Annotated in this window: 14 protein-coding genes; 5 read left to right on the top strand and 9 right to left on the bottom strand. The window is 37.2% G+C overall.

Features of this window, described 5'->3' with window-relative positions; genetic code table 11:
* Nucleotides 1-82: 82 nt before the first annotated feature.
* The 8 genes from ACFOOI_RS07090 to ACFOOI_RS07125 all read right to left on the bottom strand — a co-directional run bounded on the left by ACFOOI_RS07090 (nucleotide 83) and on the right by ACFOOI_RS07125 (nucleotide 12,554).
* Nucleotides 83-1,189, bottom strand: a complete 1,107-nt coding sequence (locus ACFOOI_RS07090) for a hypothetical protein (RefSeq protein ID WP_379836524.1) — start codon at nucleotides 1,187-1,189, stop codon at nucleotides 83-85.
* 78 nt (nucleotides 1,190-1,267) lie between these two features.
* Nucleotides 1,268-2,443: a pyridoxal phosphate-dependent aminotransferase gene (locus ACFOOI_RS07095; protein ID WP_379836526.1), complete on the bottom strand. Its 1,176-nt coding sequence runs from the start codon at nucleotides 2,441-2,443 to the stop codon at nucleotides 1,268-1,270.
* A 19-nt stretch (nucleotides 2,444-2,462) separates the two neighbouring features.
* Nucleotides 2,463-2,939, bottom strand: coding sequence for a hypothetical protein (locus ACFOOI_RS07100; protein ID WP_379836528.1), 477 nt, complete (start codon nucleotides 2,937-2,939; stop codon nucleotides 2,463-2,465).
* 26 nt (nucleotides 2,940-2,965) lie between these two features.
* The gene (locus ACFOOI_RS07105; RefSeq protein ID WP_379836530.1) at nucleotides 2,966-4,423 is read right to left on the bottom strand and encodes a SusD/RagB family nutrient-binding outer membrane lipoprotein; all 1,458 of its coding nucleotides are present in this window, start codon (nucleotides 4,421-4,423) and stop codon (nucleotides 2,966-2,968) included.
* A 24-nt stretch (nucleotides 4,424-4,447) separates the two neighbouring features.
* Entirely contained in the window at nucleotides 4,448-7,618 is a 3,171-nt protein-coding gene (locus ACFOOI_RS07110; protein ID WP_379836532.1) for a SusC/RagA family TonB-linked outer membrane protein, read from the bottom strand.
* A 1,034-nt stretch (nucleotides 7,619-8,652) separates the two neighbouring features.
* A complete protein-coding gene (locus ACFOOI_RS07115) occupies nucleotides 8,653-9,921 on the bottom strand; it encodes a class I SAM-dependent methyltransferase (protein ID WP_379836534.1) in 1,269 nt (422 codons plus the stop codon).
* A gap of 44 nt (nucleotides 9,922-9,965) precedes the next feature.
* Nucleotides 9,966-11,579, bottom strand: a complete 1,614-nt coding sequence (locus tag ACFOOI_RS07120; RefSeq protein WP_379836535.1) for a M1 family metallopeptidase — start codon at nucleotides 11,577-11,579, stop codon at nucleotides 9,966-9,968.
* A 135-nt stretch (nucleotides 11,580-11,714) separates the two neighbouring features.
* The gene (locus ACFOOI_RS07125; RefSeq protein ID WP_379836537.1) at nucleotides 11,715-12,554 is read right to left on the bottom strand and encodes a phytanoyl-CoA dioxygenase family protein; all 840 of its coding nucleotides are present in this window, start codon (nucleotides 12,552-12,554) and stop codon (nucleotides 11,715-11,717) included.
* A gap of 318 nt (nucleotides 12,555-12,872) precedes the next feature.
* Between ACFOOI_RS07125 and ACFOOI_RS07130 the strand changes: the two genes are divergently transcribed.
* The gene (locus ACFOOI_RS07130; protein ID WP_379840183.1) at nucleotides 12,873-14,108 is read left to right on the top strand and encodes a PQQ-dependent sugar dehydrogenase; all 1,236 of its coding nucleotides are present in this window, start codon (nucleotides 12,873-12,875) and stop codon (nucleotides 14,106-14,108) included.
* Between the two features lie 63 nt (nucleotides 14,109-14,171).
* On the opposite strand, the gene ACFOOI_RS07135 is transcribed toward ACFOOI_RS07130, so the two are convergent.
* Nucleotides 14,172-14,546, bottom strand: coding sequence for a DUF983 domain-containing protein (locus ACFOOI_RS07135; RefSeq protein ID WP_379836539.1), 375 nt, complete (start codon nucleotides 14,544-14,546; stop codon nucleotides 14,172-14,174).
* A 188-nt stretch (nucleotides 14,547-14,734) separates the two neighbouring features.
* On the opposite strand from ACFOOI_RS07135, the gene ACFOOI_RS07140 reads away from it, so the two are divergent.
* From ACFOOI_RS07140 to ACFOOI_RS07155, 4 genes are all read left to right on the top strand, one after another.
* Nucleotides 14,735-15,625, top strand: a complete 891-nt coding sequence (locus ACFOOI_RS07140; protein ID WP_379836541.1) for an AraC family transcriptional regulator — start codon at nucleotides 14,735-14,737, stop codon at nucleotides 15,623-15,625.
* 172 nt (nucleotides 15,626-15,797) lie between these two features.
* Nucleotides 15,798-19,331, top strand: a complete 3,534-nt coding sequence (locus ACFOOI_RS07145) for a LamG domain-containing protein (protein WP_379836543.1) — start codon at nucleotides 15,798-15,800, stop codon at nucleotides 19,329-19,331.
* A gap of 152 nt (nucleotides 19,332-19,483) precedes the next feature.
* Nucleotides 19,484-20,353, top strand: a complete 870-nt coding sequence (locus tag ACFOOI_RS07150; protein ID WP_379836545.1) for a sugar phosphate isomerase/epimerase family protein — start codon at nucleotides 19,484-19,486, stop codon at nucleotides 20,351-20,353.
* A gap of 122 nt (nucleotides 20,354-20,475) precedes the next feature.
* Nucleotides 20,476-20,757 (top strand): DUF6958 family protein, encoded by a 282-nt coding sequence (locus ACFOOI_RS07155; RefSeq protein WP_379836547.1) that lies wholly within the window; start codon nucleotides 20,476-20,478, stop codon nucleotides 20,755-20,757.
* The last annotated feature ends 71 nt before the right edge of the window (nucleotides 20,758-20,828 follow it).

Consider the following 20,828-nt stretch of genomic DNA (forward strand, 5'->3'; position numbering starts at 1 on the left):
AATTACCCAATTTCACCGGAGGTAAATCCACGAAAAAGGGTAAGTTTAAATTAATATACGTTTTAAACCAAAAAAATATATTCTAATTTTTGGCTACAGAATTCGCCGTTTTATACGTGAGTTTATGAATAAAAACGGGCACTACTCCTATAGTGATTAGCACCACACCTAAAATAAAAATAGTAGGAATGTGAGCAAAGAAACTTCCGAACGATAAAATTCCCAGAATTAATCCAGAAGAAAATGGCAACGAAAATGCAAGGATAAGCACTGCAAACTCTAAGTTAAAAGTTCGCTTTTCTTTGGCTACTTCAAGTTTATCTTCTTTTAAGTTAAAAGCTGCCATGTGGGCAAACGGCCAAAAACTAGCCGAGCTCAAAGGCAACACCAAAGCGAGCAATATCATGACGGTGTCTTGTACATTAAAAACCATGATAATTAATGCACTAAATATTACGCTTATACCTGCTCTAAAAAACAAAAGTGAGATAATGACGCGTTTTTTACTTTGTTTAAGTTCTACCGCTAATCCTATGAAAATCAGGATCAATGGCGTCATCATGGCACTGGTTTTATCAAAAATATCCGTTACTAAAGTAGGTAGAGCTTCATAGTTGATTCCGAAAAGCAACATGCCAATAGCCACTAACAAAATAGAGTTAATGGGCTCCTTAACCATACTGATTAATAAGCTTTTAACTTTGGCCCAGAGATTAGAATCTTCGCCTTTGTTTGACGCCAAAAACATGTTTAAGGCAATGATATAAAGGAAGATTAAAACAAAGAATTTGTTCCCTACGTCTGCCATGGCCGCCATTGCAAGGCTTTTTTCGCCCAAAAACTCGGCAATAAAAGGAAAACAAGACAATCCTGGAGCCAATGAAGGCAAAAGCATGCGTATGGTTCTGCCAATAGAGCTGTCTTTTTCGATGGTGAAAAAGTTTAAAACTGGTGGCAATGCCAAATATAAAAAGAAGTTAAAGATAATGGTGATTACAGGAACTAATACAAGTGTAGAGTCAAGCGGAATCTTCATTAATGCAATGAAGATAGTAGAAGGTAAAGCAACTGTAAGAACAAGTTCTTTTAGCCCATTGGTCATTTCTTTGTTCTTAAATTTTGACTTTAAAAACAGACCAATAAGTATTAAAAATATAAGTGTTAATGATTTCTGTAATGCCTCGTTCATCCCCTCAAATGGTTAAAATTAAAAAATGGAGTGCCACCACGAGAAAACTCATGGCAACACTCTTATTATTTTTAGTACTTAACTAAGCTCAGAAAAAGCTTTTACGAAAAGCTTCATTTCGTCCATAGTTCCCATACTAACTCTACAGTAGGTTTTATCAAAAATATCAAATGACCTCACGCCTACTCCTTTGTCTGCCAACTGCTTAAGCATTGCTTTTCCGTCCATTTTAATTGGAAAGAGAACAAAATTGGTATAAGAAGGAATAAAGGTATAGCCCATTTTGGTTAACTCGCCACACACGTAAGTTTTGGCTTCGCTGTTAAGTTTAATGGTCATTTTTTGGAACTCCGTATCGTCCATAGCGGCAGTAGCACCTAAAATAGACGGCAAACTGATTCCCATTCCACCTCTTGTAATCTTATTTACTATTTCGAGGGTTTCAGGCAAAGCCGCTACATAACCCACTCTGATGCCTGCCATCCCCATCACTTTAGAAAATGTACGAGCTATAATTACGTTTTTCTTTTTACCCAAAAGCGAAACCATCGATTCGGTTTTGCCATCGGCAAGTTCTAAATAGGCCTCGTCAACAAATACGGGCACTTTTTCAGAAACTCTTGAACAGAAATCTGCTAGTTTTTTTGAATCAGTCAAACTACCTGCAGGGTTATTTGGGTTACAGATGTATACCATTTTGGTTTCGCTGTCTATCGCAGCTTCCATAGCGTCTAAGTCGTGCGACCAATCTGCTTTTACTGGTACGGGCTTCCAGGTAGCTCCTACTGATTCCGCCACTCTAATAAGCGACATATAAGTAGGGTCAGCGGATACGATGTTACCGCCGTTCATAAACATTACAATTGCAAATTTCTCTAACAAATCTGACGATCCAGGCCCCATCATAATATGATCAGCAGAAACACCTTCTTTTTTAGAGATTTTGGCAACCAAGTCATACATCTCTTTCCACGCATATCTATTTCCACCTGGCACAGCTGCTCTGATAGCATCTATAGCAGTTTGAGGAGGACCGTAAGGGTTTTCGTTTGCATTTAATTTAGCTTTTAAAACCGGTGCTAAATTGGCAGAAGAAGACAAAAAGTGCTCTCTAACAAATGGACTATGTACAATTCTGTTTTTGGCATCAATTTTTACGGGAGCACCAGAAAAAGCTCCTTCTACCAAGTGTGGGGCGATTGCTACGCCACCAAGTGTCATTAATCCGTGCTTTAAAAGATTACGTCTGTTCATGTTTATTGTTATTTAAAGTTTATTTACCACTAATACTGAAATATTTTGAAAACTGTTGGTCTTTATAAGTACCAGTAGCGATGAGCTTCACGGTAGAGCCTGTTTTTGGAGCAGTTACACCTAATGAAGCCCATGAGGTAGAAAGATTTGCCATGCCCTTACTGTCAGTTGTTACTTCTTTTACCAATGCACCTGTGCTACGCAGCTTATAGGAGATTTTAATACCCGATACTGGAATAGAGTCTATGCCTATTTTGTAATCTAAAATTCCTGATTTGTCTAGTTCAAGAATTTTGATGGTTGCACCTGCGTCTGCAGTAATTGAGGCAGGCACTGTAGGTTCGGTAGTTAGTCCACTTGCGGGTACTCCGTCTATTCCTTGTACTACCACTAGCACAGGCGACACCACTCTATCTACAAAAGGATCTGCTTTTTCACATGCTGCAAAGGCAGCACCTAGAATTACTAATACAATAAAATTTAATATCTTTTTCATCTTATAATCTATTTATAATGAATTACTTATTTCTCTGTCCACCAAAGTTTAGTTTGCATGTTATCTGTACCCAAAATGCCAATACCTGCGTCAAGTTTGGTTTTATTAAGTGAGTACTCAGTAGTAGGAAAAGGCAACCTTGTAGGTATGATTCCATTGTTTTCAAATACTGCTCTTGGGTCTTTGGCTGGCATCACAGGAAAACCTGTTCTTCTGTATTCGGTCCAAGCCTCCACGCCTTGCCCAAACAATGCAATCCATTTTTGATCAAGAATTTTTTCTTTAGAAACAGCCCCCAAAGAAGTGATATAGTCACTGGCTAAAGTAGCACCAAACTGAGCATGAGAGGCGGTTATTCCAGTTTTGAAATATGCTGCAGCATCTCCCGAGATATCTCCATCTATAGCAGCCTCTGCCAAATCAAGCATAAGTTCGCTGTAAGTCATCAATACACTTGGAGAACTCGCTTTGGTAAAATATGAACCCAAGGTAGAAGCCGAGCTCAAATAAGTAGTGGCGATAGCATCTGGCAAACCATTTGGAATACCTTCGTAAGAACCTTTTACCGAGGTTGCAAAAACAGAGAGTCTGCTATCTTTTAAGCCCAAAAGCTTATCAACCAAGGTCTTACTCATGCTCCAGTCTGTTCTACTTCCTATCACCATTACTTCGTGCCACTCGTTATTAGACGGACGCGAATCTGTGTTTTTCAAAACTGCATTATCGTCATTGGAAGTAAAAACTGGGTAAGTAGCAGCATTGCCAAGTATTTCAGCCAAAATAGCTTTAGATTCAGCTGGCTTTTTAGCCGCTTGTCTGTTTGCTAGTCTAATCCTCAAAGAGTTCGCAAACTTCTTCCATTTCAGAATATCGCCGTTATACAAAATATCGCCAGAAACTGCCGGACCACCCACTTTGAGTTTTTCGTTCGCTTCTTTTAAGTCTGCCAATATACCTGCATAAACAACCTCCTGTGAGTCGTAGGCAGGATTGTAAATTGGAGCATCTGCTGTTCCTTTTATGGCTTCTTTGTAAGGAATAGGCCCGTACAAGTCTGTTAATAAAGAGAAAGTCCACGATCTCATAACCAATGCAATACCTTCGTAATTGGTATTTGGCAATTTGCCGTCAGCTTTAGACTGAGAGATAACTCGCTGATAATTGACCAAACCATCTGTATAAAATGATTTCCAGGTATTGTTATAAAAAGTAGGCGTGATACCGTAGTTGTCGCCTTCATTTGAGTAAATGTTTCTCGACAAATACTGAATCCAAAGCATGGCACCGTCGATATTAAGACGCTCAAAACGAACATTTCCACCCCAATATCTGTCTACACTTTTTTCTATTGCATAAGGCAAAAGATACTGCGGACTAATGCTAGTCGGGTTATTTGGGTCTGTATTTAATTTATCAAAACTGTCAGTACAAGCGATTGTACCAATGGACAGTAGAGCTACAAAAGATATTATTATTTTCTTCATGATTTTCTAAGTTTAGAGATACAATTAAAATCCTAGGTTTAAGTTTACACCCATGCTTCTTGAGTTGGGCAATTCGCCGTATGAGAAACCTTGAGCATTAGCACCAAAGCGGTCTACTTCAGGATCAATGTGTGGCGTATTTTTAAACAAAATCGCTAAGTTTCTTCCTACTACTGAAAATTTAGCATTTTGGATTTTTAACTTTTTGGTCAATTTTTCCGGAATTTTGTATCCGAAAGACATCTCTCTGAGCTTTACATAAGAGCCATCAAAAATGGCTGCTTCATGGTATCTTCTTGGGTTATTGTATCCATAAAACTGATTAGCAGCTATTATTACGTCATTGGCTATATATTCTGGTTTTTCTGTAGAACCGATATTTACTACACCTTTACCTATTACGCCTTCTTCTCTACCGATGGCCGTTTCTGCATATTGTCCCGTCCATCTTGCAGTAGCTGTACCTTCATCATAGAAGTCACCACCGATTTTAACGTCTATCAAACCACTTAAAACAAATCTTTTGTAAGTGAATGTGTTGCTAAAACCACCAGTCCATTTTGGCTGAACATTTCCTAAAATTTGAGGAGTATTGTCAACTACTGGCAAACCGTCTTTATACACAATTTGACCGTCTGGAGCATGTACAAATCCGATTCCATAAAGTGTACCATAAGGCTGACCTACTTTAGCTACCGATATTAGCCCTCTTCTTTCTTGTAAAGTATAGGTATCTAATCCTTCAGCTAATTCTACTACTAAGTTTCTGTTTCTTGCATAGTTTAAGCCCACTTCCCACTTAAAGCCCGAGGCTAGGTCTACGGGAGTACCAGTCAATGAAACCTCAATCCCTTTGTTGGTGATTTTACCTGCATTAAGTATACGTTTGTCGTACCCACTCGCCTTCGAAATCTCTACTCCAAGAATCTGATTTTTTGTAGTTTGGTCATAATACGTTACATCTAATCCAACTTTATTTTTGAAGAAACGTAAATCCATTCCAAATTCTTTTCCAGTTGTAATTTCTGGTTTAAGTGTAGAATTTGAAATCGTAAGGTTTTCGTAATATTCAGGAATACTTCCATTCCATGAACCAGCCGCTCTGAAGGTTTGTGTTAACTGATAAGGGTCGGCGTCGTTTCCTACTTGAGCTAGTGAAGCTCTTAGCTTGGCAAATGAAAGCACCGAACTAGAGATAGGCAAAAGGTCAGTTAAAACAGCACTCGCCGAAACCGACGGATAGAAATATGATCGGTCAACAGATGGCAATGTACTCGACCAGTCATTTCTTGCGGTTACGTCTAAAAACAAAGCGTTTTTGTAACCCATTTGGATAGAACTATATAAACTTTGTACTTGCGAACTTGTGATTGTACTAGCTACCGTATTTTGACTCGGGTTTGAGTTTCCAAGGTTATACACCCCGTCAACCACTAATTCTCCTACATACGTATAGTTTCTTTTGTAATAGTTAGTACGAATAGCACCACCACCCGAAGCGACCAATGAGAAGTTATTACCAAACATTTTGTCATAGGTCAAAAGAAAATCGTGGTTAGTCTCTTGGCTTCTAAGCACTTCTTCCGAATATCTACCTGGCGTTTTATTCCCATTTCTTACACGCTCAAAGTTTACTATTGAGATTCTAGTGTCTGACCAAACGTCAGTACCTGTACGAAGCATTGCTTTTAGATTATCGTTTACTTTGATAGTAGCCGAAATGTTACCTAATAGTCTGTCTTTATCGTTTGTATTAGGCAAATACTCTCCTGTGTAAAAAGGGTTCGTGAAATACGTGTGCTGCCAGTTGGCTGGGTCATTGTCGGGCAACTTTCCATCTACAGCTCTTTGAATATGAACTGTTTGGTAGTCTTTATAGTTAGCCAATTGATCCCACGAAACGCTTCTGTGTGACCAGATAAACTGCTGACCTTCAGAATAATTTCTATTTCCACCTGTTTTAATGTACTCGCCAGAGGCAGCTACGTTAATAAACTTATTAATATTGTAATTTGAATTTAACTTAAAGTTATTTCTGTTAAATGTATTGAAAGCAGCAATACCTTTCTGAGCTACATTGGCATACGAAAATCTGAAACTCCCTTTATCGTTTCCTCCAGATAAAGCCAAAGAATGTGTAGCCGAAGTACCCGTTTGCCAAAACTCATCCCAGTTATTTGGTTGTGGCGTAAGCGGAGCCACGTCAGTGCCGGTCCACCATTGTCTAACCAATCTACCATCCATGGGTGCACCCCAGCTTTCGTCGGTTCCTGCTGTACCTGTGGTTTTGCCTGGCGAAACCGAGCCATAAGCATTTGCATATTGTGCATACGCATCAGGCTGAATAACACCGCTCCAACCGTCGGCGTACCAAGTGCGGTAGCCGTTACCACCACCGTAGGTATTTTGAAAATCTGGTTTTACTAGTGGTCTTTCTACAGTTAGGTTGGCATTATATTCAATACCTAAACCTTTAGAGCCTGAACCGTTTTTGGTTGTAATCAAAATAACACCATTAGCCGCTCTAGAACCATAAAGTGCCGCAGCATTTGGTCCTTTTAGTACAGACATTTCTTTGATGTTATCAGGGTTTACTTCAGATATTCCTCCACCGTAGTTTTTATCAAATTGTTGTTGCATAGGTACACCGTCAATTACGATAAGCGGCTGGTTATTACCCGATACCGAAGATGAACCTCTAATTTGGATAGTAGAACCTGAACCCGGGCCACCATTGGCACTGATTCTCACTCCGGCTACTTTACCCGAAAGAGCATTTACTACGTTAGTAGAGCGTGATTCGGTCAGGCTCTCCCCTTTTACTTCTTGTTGGGAGAACCCTAAGGACTTTTTTTCACGAGAAATTCCAAGGGCTGTGACTACAACTTCGCTAAGCAATTTTGAGTCTGTTTCTAAAATTATGTCAAGTTTGGTTTTTGAGCCTACCGCTACTTCTTTAGGAGTAAAACCTATTGCACTAAAAACTAACACTGGGTTGGCACCCGAAACTTTAATCGCAAACTTGCCGTCTGCATCAGACACTGTACCTTGAGAGGTACCTTTTACTAATACCGAAACACCCGGTAAACTTCCATCAGTAAGGGAACTTATAGTACCACTTACAGCAATTTCTTGACTCCATGCCACGAGGTTTAGGAACATGGCCACTAAAAAAATCGGTAAAACTTTTTTCATAATTCTCTTGGTTATAGTTTAAGGACACTCTAAAAAAAACCACCAAAACCCATGATCTTAATCAAGACCCCGACCGCTCAGTGTACGACATAGACACATGAGATCGGTGGCAATATTTTTTAATTGCTTCAAAAAGCAATTGACGCTCTGTTTTTTAACTTCGAAATATTTTTATGCTTGTTGTACTGGTATTTATATACCTTTTCTTAGCATTCTTTTTGGTTGAGAATCCGCTTCTATTTATATGTGTGGAGAATTATTAAGTAAGCCCTTTTTGCGGTCGGAAAGGTTTACTGAAGAAAATACCAATTGTATTTTTTTAATAATTCTTAATCAATTTTAGGAAATTCTAAATTCACTACAAACATTTTAAATATATTTTTAATATTTTTTTAATAATATACCGAAATAACATAAATTGATATGGTTTTTTTACAATTTCTATGTAAATAACCGAAAACATTACCTTTAAATAAATTTTATTTTTTAAACCTATTTTTCAACTTTTTACACTTTTTTATAAAGATTTAACCAAAATTGAAACCTAATTTTTACCCATTTTGCATTTTTTAATAAAAAACATCAAAAAAATAAACCTCATTATATTTTTTTAATAATTGTACTTATCATATATTTGCATCATACTTCTTCAACAAACGAAAAACCTACCTACCCTAAACTACGAAATGCCTTGGTCTAACAGCCAAGGTTTTTTTGTGCCCAAAAAAAGGCATAAAAAAAGCCAGACAATGCTGCCTGGCTTTATACCTTGAAAATCAAACACATGTGAGTCAAGGCAATAAAAGAAGAGCCTCGATCACTAAATTTGGGTTTTAAACCCGATTTATGAATTAGAAAATCTATTACGAACTTAAATTGCTGCAAATCAGTACGTAACCCCACTTAAATTTAATCACCATAGCAGTGTCATGCTAATTAAATTTAAGTGTCTGATTTATTGCAATTTAAGCTCTCATAACGAAGTCCTAATGCATAACCCGGGTTAAACGAATCTTTAAATTATTGTAATTTTGCTACTTTTCTAATAATTGAAGCAGTTTATGTGCTGACAAACCAAACTGTTTCATTAAAGTGTGGATGTCGCCCCAAGCCGTTTGATTTTGATAATCGCCTTGCAGTTTTACTGCCGTTATCATTAAATTTTTGGGGGTATGTTCGGAATCTATAAATTCGAAGATCTTGGCTTTGTAACCAGAAGCCTCCAAAGCCATTATTCTTATGGTGTCTGTCAATATCTCCGCTTGTCTTTCTTCTATAATACCAAATCTGGCAAAGGGGCTTAAAACACCTTCCATTTTGAGACTTTTTCGTACTTGCTTATGGCAACACGGCGAAACCATAATAACCTCAGCTCCTTGCTTGATACCCATAAAAATGGCGTCATCGGTAGCGGTATCACATGCATGAAGTGCTATCAAAATATTATACGCCGAAACTTGAGACTTCTCTATTGTGCCTTGCTCAAACCTCAATCCTCCAAAACCCGCTTTTGCGGCCAGACCGTTACAGAGATCCACCATGTCTTGCCTATACTCTACACCTACCACTTCCGCTTTTTTGTGTAAAATATTGGTGATATAGTCATACATAGCAAAAGTCAAGTATCCTTTGCCTGAGCCCATATCTACCACACTAAAGTTTTCGGTAAGTGAACTCTCCTTTAATGCCTGAGCGAAAAACTCCAGGTATTTGTTTATCTGCTTAAACTTGTCTCTTTTATCGTTTTTTAACTTTCCTTCAGCTGTAAATACGCCCAAAAGACTCAAAAAGTTAGACTGTCCTTCGGTAAGAATCGTATTTTTTGTTTTGTTATGAGCCAAATCCACTTGCCTTACATCAGCCAAAGGCCTCTTATTAAACTTTGTTTTGCCTTTTTTATCTATTAAAAGATGAAAAGACTCGGTTAACAAAAACATATCGACTTGAAGAAAATATACGCCCACTATTTGATCAAAAATAGCCTTCGCTTCAGCTAAAGAGTAGTTTTGCGTAATGTCTTTGGTAGGATATCGATATAAAAAACTTAGTTTTACTTGGTCTTTAACTTTTATGGGCTTTACAAATACCGTTTTTATTTCAGAATATTCTATATTTATATTTTTTACAATACTTTCTGAATTATTACTTATTTCAGAATTAATATTTTTTTCTAAACTATCAGAATTTACTTTCCTTTCAGTATTTATTTTATTTTTAAAACTAATAGTAATTTTAGAAATTATATTATTTTCAAAATTTTCTGAAAATACACTAATAAATGTATCGTAATTTTTATCCTTCACTTTTTTTTAATTTTTAATCCTAAGCACTTCCGAAACCTTATTAATTACAATCCGGTAGTTTTTATATAGAAATTCCTATCTACGCTTAGCTCTTTCCCTTTTATGGTTTTAGTAGCTTCAGTAGGAATCAAAAACTGTTCTTTCCCGTCTATTTGTACTTTCACGGGCATCTTAAAGCCCGGCACCACATCTTTCCAACAGTAAGAAATAGTGCCTTTTTTCTTGGTTATAGCCAACACCGGCACTTTGGTATTTCTCAAATACTGATCAAAAACCTTCGACAAGTCTATGCCCGTTTTCTCCGAAATATAGTTCTCTATTTGAGCAGTAGTAACCGTTTGGTGGTAAAAAGTCTCGTTCATCCCTCTCAGTATGCCCCTAAATTTCTCGTCGTCATTCACAATTTGACGAATGGTGTGTATCATATTGCCGCCTTTGTAATACATATCGCTTGAGCCGCTGTGATTAACATCATAAGAACCAATAATCGGCTTGTCATTTTTGATATTTGCTCGCGTACCTATTACATAGTCTTGCCCTGCTTTTTTGCCATAATGATATTCGGTAAATAGTGTTTCAGAATAATTGGTAAAGCTCTCGTGAATCCACATGTCGGCAATGTCTTTATAGGTAATATTGTTGGCAAACCACTCGTGGCCCGACTCGTGTACGATTATAAAGTCCCATTTGCTCCCCCAACCTGTGCCCGAAAGATCCCTACCCAAGTATCCATTCTTGAATTTGTTTCCGTAGGTCACACTGCTTTGATGCTCCATACCCAAGTATGGCACCTGTACCAATTTATACCCATCTTCGTAAAAAGGATACGGCCCAAACCAATGCTCAAACGCCTGCATCATACGATTGGCGTCTTTAAACTGCACTTTGGCTTTTTCAAAATCTTCGGGTAACACATAGTAGTCCATGCTGAGCGGCCCTTTTTCTCCTTTATATATTTCAGAAAAGTGTACGTAGTTTCCCACATTTACATTTACACCATAGTTATTGATTGGGTTTTTCACTTCCCATTCGGTGGTTCTGGTGCCGTCTACGTTTATACACATTTGGACCAACTTTCCATTCGAAATATCCCACAGGCTATCTGGCGTGGTAACTTTTATACGCATGCTGTCAGGCTCGTCATACATGTGATCTTTGCATGGCCACCAAATGCTGGCTCCTAGGCCTTGGCATGACGTAGCCACAAATGGCTTCCCCTCTGAGTCTTCGCTCCACGAAAAACCACCGTCCCATGGGGCACGTTTGGCCTCTTGAGGTTTACCCGAAAACTTCACCAAAATAGACTGAACAGAACCTTTAGCGGGTGCAATGTCAAAAAACACATGATATACATTGGCACTAATTTTCTCAAAACGAAGGGTATTTCCGGTTTGTGAAACCGACAAAATCTGCATGGGCGGCTGAAGATCAATCTGCATCGTCTTCTTTTCTTCTAAAACCTGATACGAAATAGTATTTTGCCCCGAAATAAACTTTTCTTTTGGGTCTATTTTTACTTCAAGTTTATAGTGTTTCAAGTCCCACCAAGCCCTTTCTGGGGTTATGGAACCTCTCAAAGAGTCTTCTTTGGTAAATGTGGTTTGAGCTTTTGCAGAAAAAACAAAAAACAGTAGCCCAAGGGTAAATAACTTTTTCATTGATAAAGGAATTGATATGTACCTAAAAGTAACAAAAAACTGATTTTAGACCAAAAAAGAAATCTTTTTAAGCTAAAATCAGTTCCGGAATTTTATTAATAAAACGAGGCGTTCAAAAATAAATCCTTTTAGAAATTAAGCCTTAAACAGCCTAAACTCTAAGGCTACTCTGCTAAGGTCTTGTTCCTCATTTACAGCCAAGCCATGAATAAGGTGTGAAGAGAAAAACAATACCTGACCGTCTTTTACTTCTGCTCTTTTGAGTTTATGACTTCCTGCCCATTCTCTAATCATTCTTACGCGGTATACGTTTCCTTGTACCACTCCCCCATCAAAAGTCCTTAAAATCTCACTTTCGGGTATTTGATGGCTCTCAGGCACAACAGGTAGCGAAGAGTTTTCAGTCACGCCTGCTATCGGAATCCAAAGATTCACGAACGGCGGAATGTAGTTATTTTGATCAAACTCCTCATATATATCTTTGTGAGGTGGATTGTAGTCATTTGACTGTGGGCGATTTATCCGTACAATTATATGTAGTTTTTCGCCGCTTTTTGGATCAACATCAGAAAGTGAAAAGCCCAAAAGTTCTTCAAACTTTGGAATGATTGCTTCTATTGGGAAATTAAAATCTCCAGGAAAAAGATCTCTCGTGCGACCAACCACCTTATAATGGTCTTTATTTTCCTTTACAAAATGATGGTATTTCTCCAAAGTAAAACCTGCTGTATCTATCCCTAACTCTTGGGTGATAATCTTCTTTACACTTTCGGTAAGTCCTGATTTTAAGGAGGCAAACTCTTCTTTGCTCATAAAGTCCTGTGCCACGTATCCTTCTTTGTACCAAGGCAAATGATACACTATATCGGTATTGGGTCCTGCTAAAATGGCGTTTTCTCCAAAATTAAACTCCGGAGATCCGTCGATAGAAACTGCATATTTTTTCCCGTTTATTTCAAAATCAGTAGTTGGCATAGATGCGAAATTGTTTTAAAGTAATTTTACAAATTTATGGTATTTTTGGCTGAGGTAAAAGTTTTTTAATAAATGCACCTTTATTACCAAACCCCAATCACCCTTTTTAATATTAAAACCCCAAATTTCAATATGATACTCAGATTTACAAATGACATAAATCAGGTATTGAAAGTTTAATTTTTGAAAAAAAATATCCTATTGCTACTATCAAATTAGTAAAAATTCGGGCTTCAAAAAATGCTTGCCAAGAAATGAAATATCAATTTTAAACTTTTAAAAAGAATATTGCGTTTCTTAATTAAATAAAAATATTTAATAATGACTCGATTCCTATTATATACGGGTGTGGTACTCTCTCTGACATCATTTAATTGCTCAGGTAAACCTATTTCGGAAATAACAATAGCCTCTGAAACAGACAGTACCATCGCTCCTGTAGAAACCAACAAACCTAACGCCGATTATAAACCTGCATTTGCAGGTCAAACCCGTGTAAATGGGGTGAAAACTACTTCCAAATATGAAGTTAAAGTAATTACCGAAAACCTAAAGTTTCCTTGGGGATTGACTTTTTTGCCTGATGGGAGGTTTTTGATAACTGAAAAAGCGGGAAACCTAAGAATAGTGAAAGCAAATGGCGAAATGAGTGAAAAAATCACGGGACTGCCAGCAGTTGACGAAAACGGACAAGGTGGCCTTTTGGGAATTACGTTGGATCCAGATTTTGCATCAAACAGAATGGTGTATTGGACATTTGCAGAAAAAGTTACAGGCGGTAACCACACTTCGGTAGCCAAAGGCAGACTAAGCAACGACGAAAGCAAAATAGAAAACGCCACAGTAATATACAGAGCTACTCCCGCTCACAAAGGAAACCTACACTTTGGCGGAAGAATAATATTTGACAAAGACGGATATTTGTTTGTAAGCACTGGAGAGCGTTCTGACAAAGTAACGCGTCCGCAAGCTCAGCAGCTAAACTCTAGCCTAGGCAAAATAATCAGAATTACGAAAGATGGTCAACCTGCCCCTGGCAACGAACTTGCCAAAGTAGCAGGTGCAAGACCCGAACTATACTCATATGGACACAGAAATGTGCAAGGCTTAAGCCTAAACCCAGTAGATAGCGAACTTTGGTCTAACGAGTTTGGCCCAAGAGGTGGCGACGAGGTAAACCACATCAGCTCAGGTAAAAACTACGGATGGCCAACAATCACGTACGGAATAGAATACGCAGGACCAAAAATTGGAGATGCAATTCAACAAAAAGCAGGCATGGAACAACCTGTATATTATTGGGACCCATCTGTGTCGCCTTCGGGAATGACATTTTTTAGCGGGGTTTCTATACCAGAGTGGCAAAACAACCTGTTTGTAGGCTGCTTAAGCGGTATGCATATTGTAAGATTGGTAATCAAAGACAACAAAGTAATCGGAGAAGAAAGACTTGTGGCTGACGAATACCAAAGATGGAGAGATGTGCAACAGGGCAAAGACGGAGCATTATACGCCGTGACCGACCAAGGCAGATTATACCGAATCGGAAAGTGATTTTACTGAAAGAAATATCAAAAAAGCCGCTGAGTCATCAGCGGCTTTTTTGATGTTTATTAGTTATGCTTTAACCTCTCTTTTTTCTTTATAAAAAACATGTAACCACATGCTACGTGAAAGTCGAAACAAAACTGGGATAAGCAAAAATGTTAAAAACACATAGCCAACCATATACCACAGACTATTTACTTTGTCTTCGAAAAAAACATAGAACGCCACTGTGGCAATAACAAAAAGGGCCACATTAAGCACATAGCTGACAAACATGGCTCCATAATAATAGCCTACTTCTGGCTCAAAATTAAAATTACATTTGGGACAATACTTATTCATGGTGGTCATCTCGCCTTTTTTGTACGGATTAGTAGATACGAACATATTTCCTTCTTCGCACTGCGGGCACCTGTTTGCCAACACATTTATTATTTTTGACATATCTTTTTATTAATCTCCAAAATCGTTTCAAAATACCTCCGCCCATTCTTTAAAATGCGACGTTGATTTATTGTCACAAAACTAGCTAATTCTATAGCAATGCAATGGTAGTTATTGTGGCTATTATGGTACTTTTGAAAAATTTAGATTGAAAGAGCGTTTAAATTCCGGATTGGAAAACTGATAGTATGAAAAATAAAAACTACACTTCGTTTGATATAAGTAGCCTAGAAACTAAAAAAATATCGAACAATCACTTTAATGTAGACCGTTTTAAGGGCTACTTAGAGAAAAATCCACATATTCAGGTTACGCACAAGCACTCATTCTACCACATGGTATTTTTCACAAAAGGAAGTGGCAAACATATACTGGATTTTGAAACGTACGACATAAAAGAAGGAATAATCTATTTTATGAAACCCAACCAAGTGCACAAATGGGAATTTGACGAGCACGTAGACGGCTATGTTCTCAACTTCACCTCCACTTTTTTAGAGCAGTTTTTCATCAATCCCGAGGTTATTGCACAGTTTCCTTTTTTTAATATATTTGAGTCGAACCAAGTCATCGAACTTGATAGTGATACCCAAATCAGAATCAATGGACTTTTTGAAGATATAATCAAAGAAGTAGAAAATCTGAGTTTTTGCACACCGCTTGTTTTATCTACCTATTTATTACAGATTTTTATTTTTTCTTCGAGGCAAATACAAAACCCAGAAAATATTCCGACAAAAAACAGTCACCATAAAATTATACTAAAAAAATATTTGGAGCTCATTGAGATACATTTTAAAACCGTTAAACTCCCAAAAGAATACGCTAAAATGCTTCACATTACGCCTAGTCAGCTAAACGCCATCACCCACGAACAAACGCATGTTTCGGCGGGACAACTCATTAGAGACCGAGTATTGTTAGAAGCCAAAAGACTACTCGTAAACTTTGATTTAAACAGTACCAGCATAGCTTTGGAACTTGACTTTCATGATACTTCTTATTTCATAAAATTCTTCAAAAAACAAACTGGACTCACACCAGAAAAATTCAGAAAACAGTATTTGAGTAATGGGTGATTTAAATTTAAAAAACTTCTTTTCGGAGATAGCTATAATTCCTACTTTTGTCTTGAATTAGCCGTATTTATGAAAACTGAATTAATTATGTCGAAGTGAAGAAATATACTTAAATTTTATTCCAAAAATTCGAATTTCTGAAGATCCAAACTAAAAAAACACCCCCTTCCTATTGAAAAAACTATATTCACTAACGCTTATATTTTTATCCTTTTTAAAGCTGAATATTGCCTTAGGGCAGGTTTGCGACGGATACTCATACATTTGCTCGAGCATAAGCTCCGAAAACTTTACTCAATATAATAACATCATAAGCCTTCCGCTGGTAGAAAATGGAAACTCATGTGAGCGAGGCACATTCGATTCTCCAATATGCGGTTCTGCCAACCTTGAAAATCAAACGTGGATAATGGCGAAAGTGCTAAATCCTACTGCATATGACTTAATATTAAATTATGCGGTTTCAAGCAATCAAAACATAAGTATCTCAGTCTACGGAAACTTCAGTTATATACCTAACAATCTGTGTGCGTATATGAAGGCATTTCCGAATTTTTGTAAACCTAAAACAAAAAATTCGAGCATTTTGATTGAACATACTTTTAATGAATCTTACATATTTATTTGTATTGTAAACGAAACCAATACCCCCGGCTATGTGACATTATGGCCCGAAAACGCCAATATGGAGTTTTATCATTTTACACCAGTAAAAGACCTAACTTGCGAGAAACCTACTGCAAAACTCACAGACGAAGACCTCTTACTTAGAGAAGAGGAAACTTTTTTATTTAGACCAAAAGTAAAATTCACGGGCACACCGCCTTTTTACTACACTTTTCCTAACGGACATACCGAAATCGCCGCTTATGGAAATGACGCTGAATTACCAACCTATCTATACAGCCCAAAATCTACCGAAATTCAACTCGGCACTGTCAGAAATACCTGTGGATATGGCACCATAGATCCCAAAATTTTAAAATATTTGATATATGACAAAGACACCAATCAGGTAACATGTTTGCCTTTTGATAATGATTACATTGACCAGCAAACGGGTACTCGTTTTATGTATACATCCGGCACATTTGTGCCCGATCAAGAAAACGCACCAAATAAAGCTATAGAATTTAACGGAACTGATGAATATTTGAAGTTTCCAGGAAGGGACCTAAAAGGCGAAAACTTCGTGATGACGCTTTGGGTAAAACCCAGCTCAAACACCAACGATATCCAAACGATACTCTCACTAGGGGGAGATATACTCAGACAAAATCAACTTAGATTTAGAAAATTTGGCGAAAACCAATATCGCTATGAATTTGAACTTTACACCCGGAATGGCGAACGGTACTTGGCTATTATACCTGCCGAAATAGACAAATGGGTACACCTAACCTTAGTAAAAACAGCAACTTTAATTTTAATAAAAGACAATAACGGCCGCTCAAACGACTATACTTTTTCGGGGTTTGATGTACCTTTATTAGGCAACAACTCTATACTTTGGTTTGCATGTGACGCACAGAAAAACAACAAGTTTAGGGGAAGAATAAATAACTTCAAATATTTTACAGGTGGCTTACCAAATGCCTATTTACAAAATTTACCGAACCAAAATGACTGCTCGTTTCAGCTTTGCGATGAAATTCCTGTGGTTACATTGCCGGGGTTTATAAATCAAATACCAGGAACCACGCTAGTAAGTCTAAGTGTTAAAATTGACTCCCAACCAAATGACACCTATAAAGTAAGAACCGATGGTTCATTGCCTTATTATTTATCTAATTTTTACTCGAACACGTTTTCATTTTTATCTTACAAAAAAGACAACACTTTCTCAATTTTCGATAAAATCAGCAATAAATGCGGAAATGGAATATACAAAGACACTTTAGTGATTTCAGAAAACCCTACATTGAAATATTGCTTCAATTTTAATCAAAGCAACCGCGAATACTTTGGCACTTTTATCGGCGAAAATAACATAAATAGCTATACAGCAGATAGAAATAACAATCCAAATAAAGCAGCAAAGTTTATCAGCAATACAAGCCTAGAAATATTAAGGCCATCTGGTTTACAATCTAATAATTATACGATGGCTTTTTGGCTCAAACCAAACGCTACATTTGCTCCCAATCAAGAATTTCAAATCTTTGAATATTTTTATTTGTCCTACGATAGACTTTCATTGAGAAAAAACAATGATTTAAGTTATACCCTTACTTTTCAAAAATACAATGAAGGTAAAACCTTCAGCATAAATTTACCAAACATTTCAGACCAATGGACGCACTTTGCGATTGTATACCAATCAGGAAACTCAACAGTGAAAGGTAATCTAAGGATATATGTAAATGGAGAAGAGCTTAAAAATACCTATATTAATGGGCTCAGCTCTGACAACACTTATGCTTATTTTCGATTGGGCTCCACAAGCAATCTCGCTAGCTCTGCGTTTGAAATAGATGATTATAAAATATACTTAGGCGGGCTAAGTAAAACCGAGGTAAATAAACTTTACAGCCAAACCAGCGAATGCTTAGCCAACACCTGCGACAATGCCCCCAACTTGGCGTTTTCTTTTTTACCTCCCATTTTTGAATATGGAGAAAAACTAAAGGTACAAGGTAAATTAACCCAATACGGACCCGTCAAATACACCATGCAGCTAAATGGCTTCACCCCTAGTTTGGAACCCGAAAAGAAAAAGAGTTTCGAAGAAGAAAACAACAACTATTCCCTTTTTAAAACAGGAGATAACTTTATGAAAATTAGCGGAATATCAAATTCTTGTATGAATAGGTTAGATACCTTAAAGTACAGTTTTTACATAAAACCGAAAGTTGTAAATTGCTTACCATTTAATTCTGCAAATTGGAATACAAATACCAATACTGAAACCTTTGAGACTGAAAATTTAACTTTAACCTCAGACAGAAAAGGGTCATCCGCCAAAGCATTGGCATTTCAATCCAACTCAAAACTCTTGGTTACTAGCAATGCCTCTAAAGGACTAAGTCATTCTATTAGCTTTTGGATAAATATTAAATCAAACTCCCCAGACTCTTTTCAGGTGTATTTTGCAGGAAATGCCACAAATAATTTTCAGGTTAAACTAAAAAAAATAAGTGGCAAATATGGTATTGTGGGCATCAGAAATGGCACATTTTTAAAATATGAAAACTACAGAAGGGTAGTTTCAGCTGCCGAAATAAATCCGGAAACCTGGTCACACATTGCAGTAAGTTTTGAAAATAGCGGTATAGCAATTTACTTAAACGGGAACCTTCTAACACAAAGGTTAGACCCTGTAAATTCCTACACTTTTGTTGGAATTCTAAACCTTGATAAACTGAATTATAGAATTGGTTCTGACATAAATAATACACAAAAAATGGTGGCTGATATAGACGACTTTAAGTTTTTTGACGGCGGACTAAATGTCCATGAAGCAAAATATTTAGCAAACAGTAGCGACTGTGACTTTAACTATTGCCCAAAAAACACAATAATCACAAATGGAATAGCCTCAAATGGCGTTTACTTTGGAGGAGAGTCTATAAAAGCCACCAATACCATAAACCAACGAACAGCCTATTTTTCGGATCAAACTATTGTTTTAGAACCTGGATTTAACACCCAAAATGAAGCGATATTTAGAGCCGAAATAAAAAATTGCGGTACGCTTAATGATTAAAACGTCAGACCAGTTTTTCTCCTATCTAGTTAAATAAACTAACCAATAGTCGACCAAAATGGAGTATCTGTCAAATAACTGTTCATACATTTGATAATATTCCCTAATTTGCCAACATGAAAATTTTATCAAATCAACCTTAGTATATAAAAATGAAAAAGAACCTATTTTCAAAGGTAATAATAGCGATATTGTTGCTGTCGATTAGTGCTGCATCTTTCGCTCAGAAAAAATCGGGCGGCATGACCCTTTACACCGTCAGAAACGAAATGGGCAAAGACCCGAAAGCTACCTTAAAAGAAGTGGCAGACCTGGGCTACAAATACATAGAAGCTGTAGATTACAAAGACGGAAAGTTTTACGGAATGGCACCTGCCGAATTCAAATCTTATCTTAAAAGTTTGGGTTTAAAGCCAATATCAGTACACATGGGCAGCATGACACTAGATAACGCCGACAAGCTTGTGGCTGACGTAAAAGCGGCAGGCTTCAAATATTTTATTGCTCCAGTGCCGCCAATGGGCATGTTTAAATTTGACCCCAAAACCAGAAAATTAGGCATGGAAGGCTCAATGGAGCAATTGGCCGAAATATTGAATACAATAGCCCACAAAGCAAAAGATGCCGGTTTAGAGTTTCTTTATCACAACCATGATTTTGAGTTTCAGGCAAACAAAGACGGCGTGGTGCCAATCGACTATTTACTAGAAAAACTAGACCCAAAATATGTGAACTTCCAAATGGATTTGTACTGGGTAACCAAAGCAGGTGCGGATCCTGTGGCCTATTTTCAAAAATACCCAGGTCGTTTTAAAATTTGGCATGTAAAAGACATGGACGGACAAGGCAGATTTGCCCCTGTTGGCCAAGGAAAGATAGATTTTGCTAGAATTTTGGCGAACAAAAAGCTTTCGGGTATGAAATATTATATCGTGGAGCAAGACATGGTATTTGACGGCATGCAGCCACTTGAAGCCTTAAAAATAAGCAAAGAAGGCCTTAACAAATTTGGTTTTAAATAAATAAAACAAGTATAATACGAGTGGCGGAGTTTTGAAAAAGACTCCGCTTTTTTTTCAAAAATATATTCCTAATGTATATTGTTTGACATTGTAGTAAAATAAAACAAACTAAGGATGAAAAAATGAAACTCGAGACGATTCAAACCCTACATCCCAACCCAGAAAAAATCAACAAAAAAATTGCCCTGGAAAAATATCTGTTGATTAGAGAAGTGATTTTAGAAATTCTCAATACGCAAGAACCTACACACATGGAGCTTATGGAGGAAATCTATGAAAAAACCAAAGGAAACTTTGAAGGCAATGCCCAATGGTATGGCGAAACGGTAAAATTAGACCTAGAAGCCAGGCAAATTATATCAAGAACAAAAACAAAGCCGGTAAGGTATGTTATGCTTAGATGACGCTCAAATCAATTACACTAATGAATCCATAGCGATGCTTTTTTGTTTTTTATTTAAATATTCAAAACAAA

Origin of the sequence: Lacihabitans lacunae, assembly GCF_042649125.1 — a bacterium.
GTDB lineage: Bacteria > Bacteroidota > Bacteroidia > Cytophagales > Spirosomataceae > Leadbetterella > Leadbetterella lacunae.

Coding starts and splice junctions, on each gene's coding strand:
- ACFOOI_RS07090 (WP_379836524.1), bottom strand. CDS start 1,189: ATGAACGAGGCATTACAGAAATCATTAACACTTATATTTTTAATACTT.
- ACFOOI_RS07120 (WP_379836535.1), bottom strand. CDS start 11,579: ATGAAAAAGTTATTTACCCTTGGGCTACTGTTTTTTGTTTTTTCTGCA.
- ACFOOI_RS07155 (WP_379836547.1), top strand. CDS start 20,476: ATGAAACTCGAGACGATTCAAACCCTACATCCCAACCCAGAAAAAATC.
- ACFOOI_RS07095 (WP_379836526.1), bottom strand. CDS start 2,443: ATGAACAGACGTAATCTTTTAAAGCACGGATTAATGACACTTGGTGGC.
- ACFOOI_RS07150 (WP_379836545.1), top strand. CDS start 19,484: ATGAAAAAGAACCTATTTTCAAAGGTAATAATAGCGATATTGTTGCTG.
- ACFOOI_RS07125 (WP_379836537.1), bottom strand. CDS start 12,554: ATGCCAACTACTGATTTTGAAATAAACGGGAAAAAATATGCAGTTTCT.
- ACFOOI_RS07100 (WP_379836528.1), bottom strand. CDS start 2,939: ATGAAAAAGATATTAAATTTTATTGTATTAGTAATTCTAGGTGCTGCC.
- ACFOOI_RS07105 (WP_379836530.1), bottom strand. CDS start 4,423: ATGAAGAAAATAATAATATCTTTTGTAGCTCTACTGTCCATTGGTACA.
- ACFOOI_RS07140 (WP_379836541.1), top strand. CDS start 14,735: ATGAAAAATAAAAACTACACTTCGTTTGATATAAGTAGCCTAGAAACT.
- ACFOOI_RS07135 (WP_379836539.1), bottom strand. CDS start 14,546: ATGTCAAAAATAATAAATGTGTTGGCAAACAGGTGCCCGCAGTGCGAA.
- ACFOOI_RS07110 (WP_379836532.1), bottom strand. CDS start 7,618: ATGAAAAAAGTTTTACCGATTTTTTTAGTGGCCATGTTCCTAAACCTC.